This is a genomic window from Lysinibacillus sp. BNK-21 (genome assembly GCF_048684915.1).
GTDB lineage: Bacteria > Bacillota > Bacilli > Bacillales_A > Planococcaceae > Lysinibacillus > Lysinibacillus capsici.
The window spans coordinates 348,318-367,734 of record NZ_JBLQTS010000001.1; the positions used below are offsets into that span (position 1 = coordinate 348,318).

Here is a 19,417-nt window from a genome sequence, read left to right on the forward strand (position 1 = left end):
CCATGACATTAGAAGCGAAACAAGTATCATTCTCCATTTACGATCAGCGTATACTGCATGATGTAAGCATTCAAATAAAAGAAAAGCAATTTGTTGGATTAATTGGTCCTAATGGGAGCGGCAAATCAACATTGTTAAAAAATATGTATCGTCTCCTAAAACCTGAAAGTGGATCGGTAGTATTAAATGAGCAAGATATATTAAAGCAATCAAGTAAAGCAATTGCGAAAAATTTGGCTGTTGTAAGCCAAGAGACACCCGTATTATTTGATTTCACTGTGCATGATTTAGTCAGTATGGGAAGAACCCCACATAAAAAGCTGTTAGAGCTTGATCAAGAGAAAGATTTTCAAATTGTTAAAGAGGCTCTTAGGCAAACGGGCATATCGCATTTAGAGAAACGAAGCTTTAGTTCGCTTTCTGGTGGCGAGAAAAAACGTGTCATGGTTGCAAGGGCACTCGCTCAACAAGCACAGATATTAATATTAGATGAGCCGACGAATCATTTAGATATTCAACATCAACTTCAACTTATGGATTTAATTCAGACTTTGCATTTAACCGTAGTAGCAGCTTTACATGATTTGAATATTGCTGCTATGTATTGCGATCAAATTTACGTTTTACAGCAAGGGCGAATAGTTTGTCATGGTACACCAGAGGAAGTACTTACGCCAACAGTGCTGCAAGATGTATTTGGTGTTTTTGCGGATATTCAAATACATCCAATGACAGGGAAGCCGTATCTTACATATGTACCTGAACAGTTCACGAAGGGGGTTAGCCAAATATAGAAAAGTGTCATCTTCTATTAGATACATAAAACATCCTTTAAGGAGTGACTGTATGCAAATAGCCTTTACGAAAATGCATGGTATTGGCAACAGCTATATCTACCTTGATCTTTTCCAACATGATTACAAGGAAGATATCTTTTGTGAATTGGCTCAAAAAATGGCCAATATCCATACTGGTATTGGCTCAGATGGATTGATTATTATCCAACCCTCTAAAATTGCTGACTGTGGTATGCGTGTATTTAATAAAGATGGATCTGAGGGGACAAATTGTGGTAACGGTCTTCGCTGTGTTGCTAAGTATATTTTTGAACGTCATATTGTACGACAAGAGCTAATTACGATTGAAACGAAATCCGGGATTATGCTGGCACAGGTAGTGGTGCAAGACAATCGTGTAATAGAAGTGATTGTCGATATGGGCAAACCTCTCTTATTGCGCAAAGACATTCCGATGTTAGGAAACCCAAATGAGCTTGTCATCAATGAAATATTTCCTTTACCCCAACAATCTCTTTTAGTAACAGCTTTGTTTTTGGGCAATCCCAATACCGTAGTTTTTGTGAATGCGATCGAGCAAGCACCATTAAGAACATTAGGCGGTATTATAGCAAACGATATGAGATTTCCTTATCGTTGCAATGTTGAGTTTGTAGAGGTTGTTCATGAGAAGGCATTAAAATGCTGCGTTTGGGAACGAGGTTCGGGTATAACAGAGGCATGTGGGACAGGTGCTTGTGCAGCGGTAGTGGCTGCTATATTAAATGGTTTTTGTCAGAAGGAAGAAGAGATAGTAGTCCAACTTAGGGGCGGTGACTTAGTCATTCGATGGGCTGACAATGACCATATCTGGATGCGTGGACCTGCAGAATTTATAGCGGATGGTATTTATGAATTTTTATCTTAATTACTCCCATTTCATGCCATTTTAAATAAATGAATACAGGACGCCTCCGATTTAAGAGTGGCGTCCTATATTGTAAAGCCATTAAGATACTGCTTTTAAGCCTGCTACACCTATGATAATTGCTATGATACTGATAATACGTGATAGATTTTTAGATTCGCCAAAGAAAATGATATTTACGAGTACAGCTCCAACAGTACCAATTCCTACCCAAACAACATAGGCAATGCTTAACTGCAAATAGTTGAAGGATGCATATAAAAGGGCAAAAGACACACCAAAACCACCAATATATAACATTAAGTTTCGTAATGTTTTATGCTGACTATAGAAGCGTAAGCCAACCACACCTATAATTTCAGACAATGCAGCTAAGATAATAAGTATCCAACCCATTATACATTCTCTCCTTTCGTTTGCATCTGCTCTTTAGAGGAATTATCCGCTAATTTTAGACCAATCACACCTAATAATAAAATAATCATGAACAGTCCTTTAATGGCATTAAATTCTCCTTCGAAAATGAAAATATCCATTAATGTGGTACCGATTGCACCTGCTCCAGCGAAAATAGCGTAGACTGTACCAGTAGGTAAGCTCTCACAAGCCTTCGATAAGAAATGAAAATCTATAGCAATGATTGTCACAATAATTATCCAATGCCACCATGAGCTTGCTACGTTAAAGCCAAATACCCAAAGCAATTCAAATAAACTTGTTAAAACGACGTACATCCATTCTTTTTTCATCAATAAAATCCTTTCTATTAGGTAATACAATGACTGACATTCAGTCATTTTCGAGGTAAAAGAGAACGTCACTTTTATGGGTGACGTAGGCCAAGTGCGTGAGATAGGAAGTCTATAAGCTCAAGCTTGAGCAATTTCATTGTTTCGTCCTTGCTATCATCAAATAAATAAATTTGTTCAGCAGCAGATTCAATTAGACCAATCATCAGTTTAGCAGAACGTGTTGGGTCAATTGAATCACGTATCATTCCCTGTTGCTGGCCAGATAATAAGAAATGACTCATCCAGTCATAATAGGGTGCATATATATTTTCCCATTCTTTTAAATGCTCAGTTTGCGCAATACCTGCATAAATAAGTGCAACGATATCTCCATAATCTTTCGTGATTAAGAAAACCATTTCCACAACCTCTTCAAGTTGCTGTTCAAAGGGCTTATGACTTGAAATACCTTCATCTAAGGTAGCAATAATTCTTTCTACCATATTTTTTGCAATAGCAGGCATAACAGAAAGGCGTGATGGGAAATAAAGATAAAATGTTCCTTGAGCGATCCCAGCAGCTTTAACGATATCTGAAACTTTTGTTTTTTCTATACCTTTTTCTCGAAAAACCTCAATGGCAGCTTGAATAATTTTTTCTTCTTTTGACATGCAATCCCTCACTTTTGCCTTACTTAATTATTATGTTATAGAATAAGAAAAATAATGTCAATAAAAATGACTGATTATCAGTCATTTTTATTATCCAATGTTCGTTTGTAATTCCACAATTATGCGAAGGAGTATATTTTCTATATTTCGGGGAATTGTATAATTGAAAGGATTGATGACCATGAAAGAAATTAAGTTTGCACAATTAGACCCGCAGCAACTAGAAAAAATTAATGAGCTTGAAGAAAAGATTGGTGTAACATTAGTTGCCTATGATGCTTCCTCCACACCATCACACGGTTCCGGCGCTTTTGAGTCAAATAATAGCACTACTACAAATCATCCATCATAATGAAGTGAGAAATGCCTTGCAGTAATGTAAGGTATTTTCGTTTTATAGAATGTATTTAAAGGAGTGTTTGAATTGAATGAATTCTATGCTGATTTACATATTCATATTGGACGTACTTCTAGTGGAAGGGCAGTGAAAATTACTGGCAGTAAAACGTTAACATTAGCACGAATTTTAGAGACGGCTAGTGCAAGAAAGGGATTAGACATCATTGGGATCATTGACTGTCACTCACCTGAAGTAATCGAAGAAATGGTGAGGATGATTGAACACGGAGAACTACAAGAACTTAAAGAAGGTGGTCTGCGATTTCAGGAAACAACTTTAATTCCCGGATCAGAGATCGAAATTTATGATCAACATTGTCAGGGTCCTATTCATGTGCTTGCTTACTTTCCTACACTAGAGCTCATGAAGCTGTTCTCAGAATGGATGTCACAACATATGAAGAATATCCATTTAAGTTCACAGCGTATTTATTGTGATGGTCAGACCTTGCAGCAAAAGGTACATGAATTGGGAGGTATTTTTATTCCTGCACATGTATTTACACCATTTAAAAGCTTGTTTGGCAAAGGGGTTCGTCGAAGTTTAACTGAAGTCTTTGATCCGCAGCTTATTGATGGTATTGAATTAGGTTTAAGCTCTGATACAAATATGGTAAGTCATATTAAAGAATTACAAGCATATACATTCGTTAGCAATTCTGATGCACATTCGCTTGGGAAATTAGCACGAGAGTATCAAAAGTTACGATTAGCAGAAGCGAATTTTACAGAATTAAAAATGGCCCTGCATGAGCAAGAGGGACGAGCGGTAATAGCCAATTATGGCCTAAACCCTTTGCTTGGCAAATATCATCAAACAGTTTGTGCAAAATGTAGTCAACAGCTAAGTAAAGAGGCTACCATTTGTACAAAATGTGGGAGTACTCAAATTATAAAGGGAGTAGCTACCCGTATACAGGAGCTATCTGAAGACTTTCCCAATAAACGAAATAGACCACCTTATATTCATCAGATACCACTTGATTTCATTCCAGGTATTGGTCCTAAAATGATGGAACGTTTAATCGAAGCATTTGGTACAGAAATGAATATTTTGCATCGTGTAACAATCGACCAGCTTGAACAAATTGTGCCACATAAACTAGCCCATTTAATCGATTTAGCGAGAACGGGTCAATTAGCCATTGAAGTTGGTGGTGGTGGGATTTATGGAAAGATACAGGTTGATTAGATAAAAAATGAAATGTTTCAAAAAGATTGTTGTAATTTAATCTATTTTTATCGTTCCTCTAGTAAAATAGTGAAAATAACGACTATTTTATAAGTAGAGGAGAGAGTAAATGCGATTATCAAAGAAATTTCGTTTTTTAGCTTCAAGTGTATTGGCTTTGCAATTAGCTATACCTGTAGCAGCTAGTGCAGAAGAAGGACAGGGTGACCATATAGCACCAAGTTGGGTTGTACAAACCGATTATGTGGCACTTGGTGATTCATTAGCACATGGGATGAATGAAGTAGGTGTAATTGGATTAGGCTATACCGATTTTATTGCACAGGCATTACAGCAAGACGGCCTCCTTACTTCCTTTAATAAGGGCTTTGCTATGTCAGGCTACACAACTAAAAATGTTTTAGCTGATCTACAAAATGATGTTGCAAAAACAGTGACTGGTTTTGGCTATACAGACGAACAGGCAAAGTTACGGGCTTCTATTAAAGAAGCTGAAATCATCACATTAACAGCTGGGGCAAATGATCTATTGCCAATATTAAAAGAATCTCAAGCAACGGGAATTGACACTGTGGCTATCATAAAAGCTACTAAAGAAGCTGTATCGAACATTGCTACTATTCTATCTGAAATCAAAAAGATTAATCCACAAGCTGAAGTATATGTAATGGGCTATTATAATTCCTTCCCATACTATAGTGAGAACTTACAAAAACAATTTAATTTGTTATTAGCTACATTGAATGCAACAATTAAAACAACTACTGAAAAAGCGGGCGCTATTTTTGTTCCTACATATGATGTTGTTGCAAAGGATGTTGCCAACTATCTACCAAACCCTGAAAATATTCATTTAAGTGAAGCTGGTTATTTAGCAGTAGCAAATGAAGCATTTTTACCAATCATTAAAACAAGCTCTTTATGGGATGTCACGCAGGCTATTGGAGTAGAGGTAAAAGATCGTACAACTGTTAAGGTTAGCTGGCAAGAAGCGACAGATAATGTAGGCGTAGCAAATTACCTTGTCTATGTGAATGGAAAATTAACTTCAACATTAAATGCTGACACTACTACAATTACGCTCAAAGATTTAACAGAAAATACAACCTACAATGTATCTATCAAAGCAATTGATGCTGCTGGTAATGAAAGTGTTCAAAATCCTACAGTAACTTTCACTACGAAAGGAACAGTTAGCTTTACAGATACACAGAATCATTGGGCAAAAGATTATATTCAAACAGCTGCAAATATAGGTATAATGAACGGCTATACTGATGGGACATTTAGACCTGAGAGTAGTGTAACACGTGCCCAAGCTGCAGCTATTCTTGTAAGAAGCCTTGGCTTAACTACAGAAGAAAAAGCACCATTTACTGATATCGAAAATTATGATGCAGCAACACAGGCAGAAATTGCGGCAGCATATGTACATGGTCTTATTAAAGGAACAGATGGAAAATTTAAGCCTGGACACCCTGTGACACGCGCTCAATTAGCTTTAATGATTCATCGCGCCTATGAACAGCAATCTAATCAGCCGTATATTGCAAAAGGCGATGTGCCATTTGTAGATGTCGCTTCATATAATGCAGAAACCAAACGTGCAATCACAATGCTGTATGAATTAGGAATCGTGACAGGGGATGGAGGGAAATTTTCACCTGAGGCTGTCACAACAAGAGGTCAAGCAGCTAAAATATTTACCAATCTTAGTCAGCTACTCATTCAATAATCATTAAAAGGTAGGGGGATTGTCTCCTCTACCTTTTGATGTTTTCGTAAAAAACGAAATATAGTCTATCTAAATAAAGGAGAATGGGATGCTGTCATTTATATTATCTGCTAAAAGATTAGGAAAAGGACTGTGGAGGTCCTTTAAACGTCCACAGTTCCTATCATTATTTACTTCACTATTTTTAATCATTCTCTCAGGAACTCTATTCTACAAGGGAACAGAAGGATGGTACTGGTTGGATGCCATGTATTTTGCTGTAGTGAGCTTAATTCCAACTGGAGTCGAAACAGGACTATATCCAACAACGGCTTATTCTAAAGTATTTACAATGATTTATTTAATTGTTGGTACAGGAGTAATGTTTATCATGTTATTAATGCTGGGACGCTCTATCGTAGATTTTTCTCTGAATGAAGAAGAAAAAGAAGAGGTTAAAAAACGTTTGAAAAAGTAGAATAGCAGTACAATGAATTTTTTGGACGATTCATTGTACTGCTATTTTTTTATGATAGTTTGGCAATAATGCCTTCTTCGTCATCTAAAACTAGTTCAATCCCTGTCGAGAATGGATCACCGTGTAGAACATCCTTGATCCAAACACGTAAGGCACCAATCATGGCTGCTGTATTAAGCACCTCGATTTGACCGTTGACTTCGACCTCTGCACCAAAACCTGCATCATCCTCGTAAGTTAATTCAACAAGAACATCCTCAGGGCGAATGTTTTGATAGTAGGCTTGAGATAAACAAATAGCATTAATAATATCTTGTTCGTTGATTATTTGTGCCATTGTGCTTCCTCTTTGCGCTTTTTATCTTTAAACATATTTATTATCTTCACAACAAGCATCACAATAACAACAATTGCTGCCACATTAATAAGTAAACCTAAAATATTCCCCAGTATACCCATACCACTAAATAGACTACCGAATAATAATCCAGCAAGTCCACCAAGCATTAATCCTTTCATCAGACCACCTGAGAAAAAACCACCTTTTTTAGTAGTATCTGCTTTATTAGTAGATGTTGAGTTGTTTTTATTTGTTGTTGCATTGTTTTGATCTTTAGTAGTATCCGACTTTTGGATATTCGAGCTATTATTATTGTTAGAGAAGCCCTTTTTACCCGATTTATAGGATTTAGCTTCTGCCGTTGGTGTATCAGAAATAAATAATGTTGCACCAACAGTCGAAAATATCAGTGTCGCTGCAAAAAGAGCGGCAAGAATTTTTTTCATTACATACATTCCTCCAATATAATTTTTAATTTAATCATAAACTAGTTCTTATATAGTAATATTACATGAACTATATTAAAAAATAAAACAAACGCTTTCAAAAATTAAGCTATATCAAAAAATATGGACAAATAGTGGCAGATGTAATGATTGTAGAAATTATGCAATAGGAAGGAGTGAAAAAATGCTACTAACTTTATCAATCTTCCTTACCATTTTTATCATTTTGTACCTAACAGAAAAAAGGCGCTTTCTCAACGTTGTAGCCCTTGGCGTGATAGGGATATATATTGTCAGAGCGTTTATTATTCATTATCCTTTATTGCTACCAAATGATCAGGGGATTATTTCTGAAATGGGGATATTCATTATATTAGGAAGCTTTCCAAGTATTATGTTTATTTTATCGATAGCCATGTTTTTCAATAGTAAAGTATTATTGGAAAAGGAAGGACGCAAATTCCGTAACTTAATGTTAGCCATATTAGGGCTAAGTTTTGTTATTATGATGTTATGGTATGTATTCGTCATTTTTATTGAAATTGAAAATGTATTTTGGCATATTCTTTTCTTCTATGCGTTTTTGATTTTTGGTTATACAATGTTCTTATACACTAGTGTCCTTGCTTATTCAATATTGTATCTTCTTACACCAATACGTTATAAACCAAATTACATTATTGCATTAGGTTCAGGATTAATTGGCGATAGAGTACCTCCACTTTTAGCAAGCCGTTTAGATGAAGCAGTAAAGCAATATATAAAGTATGAGATGAAGCCTTATATCATTGTCTCTGGTGGTCAAGGAAATGATGAAAAGGTATCAGAAGCATATGCAATGAAACAATACCTAATAGAAGTACATCATATTCCGACTGACAAGATAATAATGGAGGATTGTTCAGCCAATACAGAACAAAATATGATCTTTTCAAAGCAAATAATGGACCACCATTCTCATGGAGAGAACTATCGTGCCATTTTTGTTACGAATAATTTCCATGTGTTTCGCGCAAGTATTTATGCTAGGAAAGCAGCATTAGATGCCGAAGGGATTGGCTCAAAAACTGCTTTTTACTATGTTCCTAATGCATTCACACGAGAATTTATAGGTTTATTAACCATGTATAAATGGACCCATGTCACAGTATTTTTAATTATTACGCTATTCGTAGGCTTACTATTGAGAGCATATGTGTAACCAAACTTCAACTGTCTTCCATATAATAGTGGTAAGGCAGTTTTTTTACATAGTGTGCAAGGGAGGAAAATAATGTACGAGCAAATTTTAGCCAAGCGAAATAAAGAACGAATAATTTCCCTACAAAATCTTACACAAACTCAAGATCAGTGGTTTGCTCAAAGTATAAAATTACTTACATTCGCTGAAGTTAACCTAACAGCCTTGCAGAAAATACTGTATCAAGTAGTACGAGGGTTATTAAAAGAACAGCAACAACGACATTTACAGATTGTCCATACAGTACAATCTCAATCGATACAGGAGAATGTATTAACGCTGTTGGCAGAATATGATGATGTCTTGCGCGATGCCATTCCACAGCCTATCTATATACTCATTTGGCAAATTTCTTCGCTAGAAAAGTTAAAAAACAGTATAGAAGTAGTAGATGATGTGCTTGATATTGTAGAGTGGTATTTTCGCCATCAAGATGAACAAGTTGCTGCTCTAGATGAAGAGGACTTAGATCATGAGCTCATTATTGATTTGTATAAAGAAGCGGTTGAAGAGCAGGATGGGGATGCCCAATATCAACTGGGTGAATACTATAATTCTAGAGAGGGTAAACATTTTCAACCTGAAAAATCATTGAAATGGTTTGAGCTAGCCGCTGCCCAGGGAAATGCAGATGCTCAATATATGCTTGGGAATTTTTGCTTTGGGGGCATAGGTATGGAGGAAAATTATTCCTTTGCCTTTTCATACTATGAAAAAGCAGCTTTGCAGGGACATGCGGATGCTGCCAATAATTTAGCAGATATGTACTTTAATGGCGAGGGCGTAGCAACGAATTATACATTAGCAAAAAAATGGTTTGATTATGCTGCACAAAAGAATGTGGCAGAGGCAATGTTTACGTTAGGAATAATTTATGAGCAGGGGTTAGGCGTTGAGGTAGATGAGAAAGAAGCTTTTAACGCCTATAAAAAATCAGCTGAGGCAGGGTATGTGGAAGCACAATATCGACTTGGTGGAATTTATTTAGAGGGGCGCTTAGGCCAAGCGAAAGATGTCAATCGTGGTCTGTTTTGGTATGAAAGAGCTGCGGAGCAATATCATGTAGACGCCTTTTATGATTTAGGTTATATATGGAGTAATGGTCTGGCAGGAATACGCAATCTCGAAAAAGGTATTCATTGGTTTAAGCAGGCTGCACTTCAAGGAGATGTGGAAGCCAAGCTACAATTAGGGCATATTTTTAATAAAGATACAGGGTTAGATAGAAATCTGAAAGAAGCTATTAAATGGTATGGACTCGCGGCAGATGCAGGATCCGAAGAAGCGGCTAAAATATTACAGGAACTTAAAGGATTGTAAATTTAGTGTTAAAAAAACATAGGTTTTTAGAATTATTTATGTTGCTATGGCATGAGGGTATTTTGGTCTAAAATAGACTGCTGTTTACGAGTATTTAGATAGATCATGATTGAGGATAAAAAATATTAGTATAGTGAAATTTGAAGATGATCGATAAAAAAGTAGAATAAATATAAAGCAAGTAAGCATAATAAACAAAAAAATAGTTAAAAAAGCTACCCAATAATATTGTGGTAGCTTTTTTATAGTTTATTACGCTTTATTTAACAACAAGGACTTTTTATACATTTTGTGTAAAATAATGGTATTAATAAGATTGACAGTCATTTATAAAATGATTAATGTAAATGAGTGATTTTGAAAAGAAGCATACGTAAATAATTTACTGTTAGTCATGTAGGACTATATCTGTTTGCTGAGAGCAAATGACCTTAGGATAAATTGAGCAAAGGGGTACCCGACATACTTTTGGAGGAAGTCTGTCATACGAAATTGCGCTATCGATTGTAACCATTAAATCTGACTAATCAGATTTTATCGGTATTTTTTCGTGTATCCATCAATATGTTAAAAGGGATTTGATGTTTCTCAGCCAAGATGAAAGTAAACGGAATGAAAGAGGGAAGATGTGTGATTTTTCAAAAACAGAGAAAGACGAAGGTATTGGATTTACAGCAATACACAGTGAAAATGGATTTGTCCTCTCGTCAATCGATGGCGAAGCAAATTGAAATGCTGAACTTAACGAAGAACGACTTACAATATTTAAAAGCTTTCCAGCCAATAGTTATGGATAATGTAGATCACATCGTAAACCGTTTTTACAACATGATTGGAACAGAGCATCATTTGGTAGATATTATCAGTCATCATAGTTCTGTAGAAAAGCTTAAAGTAACATTACGGCAACATATTATTGAAATGTTTAACGGAACCATTGATGAGATGTATTACCAAAGGCGTGTAAAAATTGCAAAGGTGCATGTCCACATTGGGCTTAGAACACAGTGGTATATCTGCGCATTCCAAGATTTATCGATATCATTTATTGATTTAGTCGAAAAAAATATAGAATTTCCACAAGATCAATTTAATACGATCAGAGCTATATCGAAAATTTGTAATTTTGAGCAACAACTCGTTTTAGAAGCTTTTGAAAACACTGTGGAACAACTGAAAGAAAAAATGGTTCATGAAAAAGAAGCGATTGAACGACAGATTGTAGATTCTTCGGAAGCACTTGCAGCTATCTCGCAGGAAACCAATAATTCATTTTGCTGCTTAAGTAAGCAATCTGACGAAATTAAACATTTGGCAAAAAAATCACTCGATGTGTCTACGCTGGCTGAAAACCAAGCACTTGAGGGTCGCAAGCGTTTAAAAAATCAATCACAAAATATGCTCAATATTAGTCATTCTCTTCATGATATAGAAGAAAATATTGAACAATTATCAGGTATGTCTAAGGAAATGGAAACAATTATGAGTGTTGTGACCAATATTGCGAATCAAACGAATCTTTTGGCTTTAAATGCTGCAATTGAAGCAGCACGTGCTGGGGAAGCGGGAAAGGGCTTTAGCGTAGTGGCCGATGAAGTACGTAAATTATCAATTCAGACAAAAGAATCTGTTACAGCGGTGGCTTTGTTATTGAAAAAGACAGGTGAACGAACAGAGAAATTAGAGTATTCTTTGACCAACATTCAAGATGAAGTTGCAGCAGGTGAAGAAAATATGTTACAAACTGAAGGCCAATTTACGAGTATATTGGGAGCCATGACAGAAGCAAAAGATCAAAATGAGTGTATGGCAACAAAAATACAAGCAATTGTAGGCATATTAAGTGAATTAGGCACTTCATTTACTGAGGTAACAAATTCAGCTGAAAAATTAGCGAGCTTTGCGCAAAATTTAAAAGGATAGACTACTAACATTTACATTCTATTTTTCATATTTTTAGACGTAATAAACACTATAGTACCTATTTAAATGTTTGTTGTGAAGTTATCGCTATAGAGCATCAATTTTATAGAGATTCAGAAAGTAAGAGCTATTTCACTGATGAAATAGCTCTATTTTTGCTAAATTTGTAAAGGGTTTAACGTAATTTTCAATGAAAAAAAGATTATACTGTAGAAAGAATGAATAATAGGGGCGGTTATGATGAAAACAGTTGTTGTTTTAGGCGGCGGTATTACAGGACTATGTACAATGCATTATTTGCAACGTCAAGTGAAGGAACATAATTTAAATGTTCGTCTAGTGCTTATAGAAAAAAATACATATTTAGGAGGCAAATTATATTCAGCACATGAACAAGGTTTCATCATGGAAACGGGTGCTGATTCTATTGTAGCCCGTCATCAAGGCGTTATGGAACTCGTGCAGGAGCTTGATTTTGAGGCGGAATTAGTTTACAACGAAACAGGTATTTCTTATATTTATACGAATAATGAGTTACATGCTATTCCGGCAGATTCAACTTTCGGAATACCGATGAGTTTAGCATCCTTAGAGGAAAGTACACTTATTTCCGAGCAGGGAAAAAAAGAAGCGTTGAAGGATTTAACATTGCCAAACAATGGCTTCACAAAGGAAAGTTCTATCGGTGAATTTTTAACTTACTATTTAGGAGAGGAACTGGTGAAAAACCAAATTGCACCAGTCCTTGCAGGTGTTTATTCGGGAGATTTACATCAGCTTTCTATTGGCTCTACTTTACCGTATTTAATTGATTATAAGAATGATTTTGGAAGTATTATTAAAGGCTTTGATGCGAATCGTGAGCAATTTGTTAAAGCAGCGAACAAAAAATTTATATCCTTTAAAAATGGTTTATCTTCTTTAATTGATCGACTTGAACAAACCTTATCCGATGTAGAAATTATCAAGGGTGTTACTACACTAAATGTTCAAAAACAAGATAAGAACTACACAATTTCCTTAGCTAATGGTGAAATTATTGAGTCAGATTATGTCGTTTTAGCATTACCGAACGATACTGTACAAAATCTGCTACAGGATGAATCTTTAAACCGCTATTTTGACCAATTTACGACAGCGTCAGCGATTACTATCTATTTAGGTTTTGATGTGCCAGACGCTAAATTGCCAGCAGATGGAACGGGCTATATTGTTTCCCATAATTCAGACGTAACTTGTAATGCGGCAACTTGGACTAGTCGTAAATGGAAGCATACATCGAAAGAAAATAAATTACTTGTGCGACTCTTTTATAAGAGCATCAATCCAGCCTATGAGCAACTACGCGCCATGACGGATGAAGAATTGGCAGCAGTTGCTTTAGAAGATGTGAGAAAGAGCCTAGGAATAGAGGAGCAGCCAACCGTTGTGAATGTAACAAAATGGATTGATCAAATGCCTAAATATGATCTAGCGCATCGTGAAGCATTACAAGGCTTACTACAAGAATTACATGAGAAATATCCTAATTTATCGATTGCAGGGTGCTCGTATTTTGGCGTAGGTATTGGTGCTTGCATTCAAAACGGGAAAAAAATTGGTGAAGAGCTTGCAAAGGAACTTGCCAATTTCTAAGGTTTTAAGTGGAAAAAAACTTTGTTATGTGAAATAGTCTTGACTCATTCGTCAGTAAACGATATGATTCTTTTAATTATTTAAAAAATTCATACTTAATTCTTATCAAGAGAAGCAGAGGGACTGGCCCATTGAAGCTTCAGCAACCAACTTTATTGTCAGGTGCTAAATCCAGAAGACCGTTGAGTCGAAGATGAGAAGGAACAACAATGATGAATCGTTAAAGCCTTCTTTTTTTATGAAAGAAGGCTTTTTATTATATAGAGACATAGGAAGAGAGGCTAATTTTATGGGATTGCTTGAAAGGTTAAAAACGCATGTATTGACGGCAGACGGTGCATTTGGCACAGTGCTATATGGCTATGGATTGGAGTATTGCCATGAGGAAATGAATGTTCAGAGACCCGAGTTAATTGAAAAGATTCATAGAGAATATATTGCGGCTGGTGCTGACATCATTCAAACGAATACGTACGGTGCAAATGCCATTAAATTAGCTCGCTATGGATTGGAATCACGTGTCCAACAATTTAATGAAGCTGCTATCACCATCGCAAAACGAGCAGCGGCTGATGGCGGTCAATTTGTTTTAGGAACAATTGGTGGTATTCGGGGAATTCGTAAAAGTGATGCAACCTTGGATGAAATATTAGCGACTATTGAAGAACAAGCAAGCGTCTTACTTGCAGGGAATCCAGATGGCCTTTTACTTGAAACTTATTATGATTTTGAAGAATTAACAGCAACCTTAAAGATGCTACGAGAAAAAACAAAATTGCCGATTATTGCACAAGTTTCTATGCATGAGCCCGGTGTTCTACAAAATGGGATGTCTTTAAATAATGCTCTCCATGAGCTTGAAGCTCTAGGTGCTGATATTGTTGGTGTCAATTGTCGACTAGGTCCACACCATACAATTCAGGCATTTGAAGGTGTAGAACTTCCTAATAAGGCATTTATGTCGGCCTATCCAAATGCATCACTTCTGGACTTAGAGGATGGGCGTGTCGTTTATGAATCAGAAGCTGATTATTTTGGTCGAGCGGCTGTTGAATTGCGTGATCAAGGTGTACGTTTAATAGGGGGCTGCTGTGGTACAACACCCAAACATATTGCAGCAGCAAAGAAGTATTTAGAAGAGTTATCACCGGTTCAGGAGAAGCATGCGAAGCCTAAAAAGATTGAGATTGTTCGGGAAGCGGAGCCAACAAAGTATGAGCCTCTTCATGAAAAGGTTAAACGTGAACGCTCTGTCATAGTAGAGTTGGATACGCCTAGACATTTAGAGATTGATGGGTTCCTTGAAGGAGCAAAGCAATTATATGATGCAGGTGCAGATGTAGTTATGATGGCAGACAATTCATTGGCCTCTCCACGTATTAGCAATATTGCAATGGGCGCATTGTTGAAGAGCTCACATGGTGTACGCCCACTAACTCATATTACATGTCGAGACCGTAATTTAATTGGTCTACAATCTCATTTAATGGGGTTAAATGCTTTAGGTATTCATGATGTGTTGGCCGTTACGGGTGATCCAACGAAAGTAGGAGATTTCCCAGGTGCGACAAGTGTTTATGATGTATCTTCCATGGAGCTAATCCAATTAATTAAGCAATTAAATGAAGGGGTCTCTTTCTCAGGTAAGCCACTTCGTAAAAAAGCAAATTTCTCAGTTGCTGCTGCATTTAATCCAAACGTCCGTGTGTTAGATCGTGCTGTGACACGCTTGGAGAAGAAAATTGAGCATGGGGCAGACTACTTCATTTCTCAACCAGTATATACGAAAGAGAAAATTGTAGAGATTTATGAGGCAACAAAGCATTTACAAGCTCCAATTTACATCGGTATTATGCCTGTTACGAGTTATAAAAGTGCTGAATTTTTACATCATGAAGTGCCAGGTATCAAATTATCTGAAGATGCCTTAACAAGAATGAAAGCATGTGGAGAAGATAAAGAAAAGGCAACATTGGAAGGGATTGCTATTGCCAAAGAATTAGTAGAAGTGGCTACGCAATATTTCAATGGGATTTACCTTATTACACCATTTTTACGTTACGATGTGACACTAGAGTTGATGAAATATATAGAGCAATTGGATGAACAGAAAAAAGGAGTAAGTATACATGGCTAAGCACTCGATTGAAGAGCAACTAGAGAAACGTATTTTAATTCTTGATGGCGCAATGGGAACAATGCTACAAAATGAAAATTTATCAGCAGAGGATTTTGGTGGCGAGGAACTTGATGGCTGTAATGAAAATCTTGTGCTTACTAGACCAGATGTTATTGAAAAAATTCACCATAAATACTTAGAGGCAGGCGCAGATATTATTTGTACAAATACATTTGGTGGGACGCCTCTTGTGTTAAATGAATATGATCTTGGCACAAAAGCAGAAGTAATTAATAAGCGTGCAGTGGAAATTGCTCGCCAAGCAGTGGATCGTTATTCCACATCGGATTGGCCACGTTTTGTTGCAGGGGCTATGGGGCCAACAACAAAAACGTTATCAGTAACAGGTGGTATTACATTTGAAGAGCTAGAGGAAAATTTTTATGTACAGGCAAAAGCATTAATTGAGGCAGGAGCCGACGTTTTGTTATTAGAAACAAGTCAGGATATGCTCAATGTCAAAGCAGGCACACTTGGCGTAAAGCGCGCTTTTGCATCAACGGGAAAAGAGCTACCTGTCATGATTTCAGGAACAATAGAACCGATGGGTACAACGCTTGCAGGGCAAACAATTGATGCCTTTTATATTTCGATCGAGCATATTAAACCATTATCAGTTGGCCTAAACTGTGCGACGGGACCTGAGTTTATGACGGATCACATTCGTTCATTAGCAGAGCTTTCAACAGGCTATATTAGCTGTTACCCAAATGCTGGCTTACCAGATGAAGAAGGGTGTTATCATGAATCACCAGAATCGCTATCGCAAAAATTAAAAGGCTTTGCAGAAAAGGGTTGGCTTAATATTGTAGGTGGATGTTGTGGGACGACACCCGCTCATATTGCAGCCATTCGTGAGATCTTAAAAGATGAAAAACCTCGTCAATTACCAGAAAAAACACATGGTCATGCGGTATCAGGAATTGAACCGTTATTGTATGACGATTCTATGCGTCCGTTATTTATTGGGGAGAGAACAAATGTAATCGGCTCTCGTAAATTTAAGAATTTAATCATTGACGGGAAATTTGAGGAGGCCGCAGAGATTGCACGTGCTCAAGTCAAAAATGGTGCACATGTTATTGATATTTGTTTAGCCAACCCTGATCGCGATGAATTAGCCGATATGCGTGGATTTATGCAGGAGGTTGTAAAAAAGGTTAAGGTGCCTCTTGTGATTGACTCAACTGATGAAAAAGTAATTGAGGAAGCATTAAAGTTTTCACAAGGGAAAGCCATCATTAACTCTATTAATTTAGAGGATGGTGAAGAACGATTTGATGCAGTATTACCACTCGTGAAAAAATATGGTGCATCATTAGTTGTTGGAACGATAGATGAAAAGGGGATGGCGGTTGACCGTCATCGAAAGCTCGAAATTGCCGAGCGCTCCTATCAACTTTTAACGGAAAAATGGGGGATTGCACCAGAGGATATCATTTTCGACCCATTAATGTTCCCTGTAGGAACTGGGGATGAGCAGTATATTGGTTCAGCGCTAGAAACGATTGAAGGCATTCGTCTCATCAAAGAAAAATTGCCGCAGACATTGACTGTACTTGGCGTAAGTAATATCTCATTTGGCTTACCACCTGTTGGTCGTGAAGTACTGAATGCTGTTTATCTCTATCATTGTACACAGGCGGGCTTAGATTATGCCATTGTTAATACAGAGAAATTGGAGCGTTATGCATCCATCCCTGAAGAGGAAATCAAACTCGCAAATGACCTGCTCTTTAATACAAATGATGAAACATTAGCAGTGTTTACAGATTTTTATCGAGATAAAAAGAAGGAAAAAACGGAAGCTGATATTCCAAAAACGGTTGAAGGTCGTTTAGCTTACTATATATTAGAAGGTACAAAAGAAGGGCTAATTGAGGATTTAGACGCTGCACGGGAAATCTTCGAGGCGCCACTTGATATAATTAATGGTCCTTTAATGGAGGGCATGGCTGAGGTAGGTCGATTATTTAATGATAATCAACTCATTGTAGCAGAGGTTTTACAATCAGCAGGTGTGATGAAGGCCGCAGTGGCTCATTTAGAGCAATTCATGGAGAAGGATGAAGAGAGTGCTGGAAAAGGGAAAATGGTACTTGCTACAGTAAAAGGTGATGTTCACGATATTGGGAAAAACCTTGTTGATATTATATTAAGTAATAATGGTTATAAGGTAGTCGATTTGGGCATTAAAGTAACTCCTGCCCAATTGATTGAAGCGATTCGTAAGGAAAAACCTGATTTTATTGGGCTGTCAGGTTTACTCGTGAAATCAGCGCAACAGATGGTTATTACTGCTCAGGATTTTAAAGAGGCGGGAATTGATGTTCCTATTTTAGTTGGTGGTGCTGCACTTTCACGTCGTTTTACTGAAACAAAAATTGCAGATGAATATGGTGGTCCTGTTATTTATGCAAAGGATGCTATGCAAGGCTTAGAGCAAGCGAATCTATTAATGGGTGAAGGGACACGTGAAAATTTCTTAGCAGAAATTGAAGAATCCCGTCAAAAACGTTTAGCGGCCGATGAAAAACGAGCTGCTCGTCCGGCAAAAGAGGTAACAATAAAGCCTGCACGAACAGTAAAAGGAGCGCCAGTATTTTTACCAGCGGATTTACGACGTCATGTGAAAAAAGACTATTCTGTATCTCATTTATACCCTTATGTTAATATGCGTACATTACTGGGACACCATCTAGGCTTGAAAGGGCAAGTTCAGCAATTGCTTGATGCGGGCGATTCAAGAGCAACAGAGCTCAAGGATTTAGTAGATGATTATTTAAAAAGTGATCTATTAAAGCCATCAGGTTTGTATCAATTTTTCCCTGCTCAAGCAGATGGTGATGATGTCGTTGTGTATGATCCTGCTGATAGTAAGACAGAAATTGAACGTTTTACCTTCCCTCGTCAGCAGGTTGAACCATTTTTATGTCTTGCAGATTTCTTAAAAACGGTAGAGAGCGGTGAAATAGACTATATTGCACTCATGGTTGTAACAGCAGGTCAAGGAGTTATGGCTAAAGCACGCCAGTTAAAAGAGGCTGGGAAATTTCTTGAAAGTCATGCCTTGCAATCGACTGCTTTAGAATTAGCAGAGGGCTTTGCTGAACGTATGCATCAGGAAATTCGTGACCAATGGGGCTTCCCTGATGCAACAGATTTCACTATGAGAGATCGTTTTGCTGCAAAATATCAAGGTCAACGCTTTTCATTCGGATATCCTGCATGTCCGAACTTGGAGGATCAAGAGAAACTATTCGGCCTATTAAAACCTGAGGATATTGGTGTCCATCTTACAGAAGGCTTTATGATGGAGCCTGAAGCATCTGTATCTGCAATCGTTTTTGCTCATCCTGATGCTCGCTACTTCAATGTTTAAGGCATAAAATAAGAGGAGATAGATAGTCTATTCAATGACTGTCTATCTCTGTTTCTTTATAGA

17 protein-coding genes and 1 riboswitch are annotated in these 19,417 nt (G+C 37.0%); of the genes, 12 read left to right on the top strand and 5 right to left on the bottom strand.

All coding sequences use genetic code 11. The annotated features are described in order from the left end of the window. Positions 1–2: 2 nt before the first annotated feature. Positions 3–794 carry a heme ABC transporter ATP-binding protein gene (locus ACMGGO_RS01750; RefSeq protein WP_305193870.1) on the top strand — a complete coding sequence of 264 codons (792 nt, stop codon included), beginning with the start codon at positions 3–5 and terminating at the stop codon, positions 792–794. A gap of 52 nt (positions 795–846) precedes the next feature. Beyond that, the gene (dapF, locus tag ACMGGO_RS01755) at positions 847–1,704 is read left to right on the top strand and encodes a diaminopimelate epimerase (protein ID WP_259951110.1); all 858 of its coding nucleotides are present in this window, start codon (positions 847–849) and stop codon (positions 1,702–1,704) included. An 81-nt stretch (positions 1,705–1,785) separates the two neighbouring features. Here the strand turns inward: dapF and ACMGGO_RS01760 are convergent, their stop codons facing one another. The 3 genes from ACMGGO_RS01760 to ACMGGO_RS01770 form a co-directional block, all read right to left on the bottom strand. Beyond that, entirely contained in the window at positions 1,786–2,100 is a 315-nt protein-coding gene (locus ACMGGO_RS01760) for a DMT family transporter (protein WP_259951111.1), read from the bottom strand. Further along, entirely contained in the window at positions 2,100–2,453 is a 354-nt protein-coding gene (locus tag ACMGGO_RS01765) for a DMT family transporter (RefSeq protein ID WP_048394965.1), read from the bottom strand. Before ACMGGO_RS01765 ends, ACMGGO_RS01760 begins: the two co-directional genes overlap by 1 nt. Before the next feature lie 74 nt (positions 2,454–2,527). Then, entirely contained in the window at positions 2,528–3,106 is a 579-nt protein-coding gene (locus tag ACMGGO_RS01770; protein ID WP_048394966.1) for a TetR family transcriptional regulator, read from the bottom strand. A gap of 181 nt (positions 3,107–3,287) precedes the next feature. On the opposite strand from ACMGGO_RS01770, the gene ACMGGO_RS01775 reads away from it, so the two are divergent. From ACMGGO_RS01775 to ACMGGO_RS01790, 4 genes are all read left to right on the top strand, one after another. Further along, the gene (locus ACMGGO_RS01775; RefSeq protein ID WP_175400775.1) at positions 3,288–3,458 is read left to right on the top strand and encodes a hypothetical protein; all 171 of its coding nucleotides are present in this window, start codon (positions 3,288–3,290) and stop codon (positions 3,456–3,458) included. Positions 3,459–3,530: 72 nt separating this feature from the next. Beyond that, complete coding sequence (locus ACMGGO_RS01780) at positions 3,531–4,697, top strand: endonuclease Q family protein (RefSeq protein ID WP_420281535.1); 1,167 nt, start codon at positions 3,531–3,533, stop codon at positions 4,695–4,697. Positions 4,698–4,806: 109 nt separating this feature from the next. Beyond that, complete coding sequence (locus ACMGGO_RS01785) at positions 4,807–6,432, top strand: S-layer homology domain-containing protein (RefSeq protein ID WP_281217474.1); 1,626 nt, start codon at positions 4,807–4,809, stop codon at positions 6,430–6,432. A gap of 88 nt (positions 6,433–6,520) precedes the next feature. Continuing rightward, complete coding sequence (locus ACMGGO_RS01790) at positions 6,521–6,889, top strand: ion channel (RefSeq protein WP_305193868.1); 369 nt, start codon at positions 6,521–6,523, stop codon at positions 6,887–6,889. A gap of 49 nt (positions 6,890–6,938) precedes the next feature. On the opposite strand, the gene ACMGGO_RS01795 is transcribed toward ACMGGO_RS01790, so the two are convergent. After that, positions 6,939–7,226 (bottom strand): DUF2653 family protein, encoded by a 288-nt coding sequence (locus tag ACMGGO_RS01795; RefSeq protein WP_004224435.1) that lies wholly within the window; start codon positions 7,224–7,226, stop codon positions 6,939–6,941. Next, a complete protein-coding gene (locus ACMGGO_RS01800; protein ID WP_048394976.1) occupies positions 7,214–7,675 on the bottom strand; it encodes a hypothetical protein in 462 nt (153 codons plus the stop codon). The genes ACMGGO_RS01795 and ACMGGO_RS01800 overlap by 13 nt, the downstream gene beginning before the upstream one ends. Before the next feature lie 184 nt (positions 7,676–7,859). Here ACMGGO_RS01800 and ACMGGO_RS01805 point away from each other — a divergent pair, with 184 nt between their 5' ends. From ACMGGO_RS01805 to metH, 6 genes are all read left to right on the top strand, one after another. Continuing rightward, the gene (locus ACMGGO_RS01805; protein ID WP_420281536.1) at positions 7,860–8,876 is read left to right on the top strand and encodes a YdcF family protein; all 1,017 of its coding nucleotides are present in this window, start codon (positions 7,860–7,862) and stop codon (positions 8,874–8,876) included. Between the two features lie 72 nt (positions 8,877–8,948). Beyond that, positions 8,949–10,235, top strand: coding sequence for a tetratricopeptide repeat protein (locus ACMGGO_RS01810; RefSeq protein ID WP_420281537.1), 1,287 nt, complete (start codon positions 8,949–8,951; stop codon positions 10,233–10,235). A gap of 630 nt (positions 10,236–10,865) precedes the next feature. Beyond that, positions 10,866–12,158 carry a globin-coupled sensor protein gene (locus tag ACMGGO_RS01815; RefSeq protein WP_054548863.1) on the top strand — a complete coding sequence of 431 codons (1,293 nt, stop codon included), beginning with the start codon at positions 10,866–10,868 and terminating at the stop codon, positions 12,156–12,158. A 240-nt stretch (positions 12,159–12,398) separates the two neighbouring features. After that, positions 12,399–13,793, top strand: coding sequence for a protoporphyrinogen oxidase (locus ACMGGO_RS01820; RefSeq protein ID WP_315062775.1), 1,395 nt, complete (start codon positions 12,399–12,401; stop codon positions 13,791–13,793). Positions 13,794–13,892: 99 nt separating this feature from the next. Next, positions 13,893–13,993: riboswitch (SAM riboswitch) on the top strand. Positions 13,994–14,082: 89 nt separating this feature from the next. Next, positions 14,083–15,930 carry a bifunctional homocysteine S-methyltransferase/methylenetetrahydrofolate reductase gene (locus tag ACMGGO_RS01825; RefSeq protein ID WP_279496311.1) on the top strand — a complete coding sequence of 616 codons (1,848 nt, stop codon included), beginning with the start codon at positions 14,083–14,085 and terminating at the stop codon, positions 15,928–15,930. Continuing rightward, complete coding sequence (gene metH, locus ACMGGO_RS01830; RefSeq protein WP_420281538.1) at positions 15,923–19,354, top strand: methionine synthase; 3,432 nt, start codon at positions 15,923–15,925, stop codon at positions 19,352–19,354. The genes ACMGGO_RS01825 and metH overlap by 8 nt, the downstream gene beginning before the upstream one ends. The last annotated feature ends 63 nt before the right edge of the window (positions 19,355–19,417 follow it).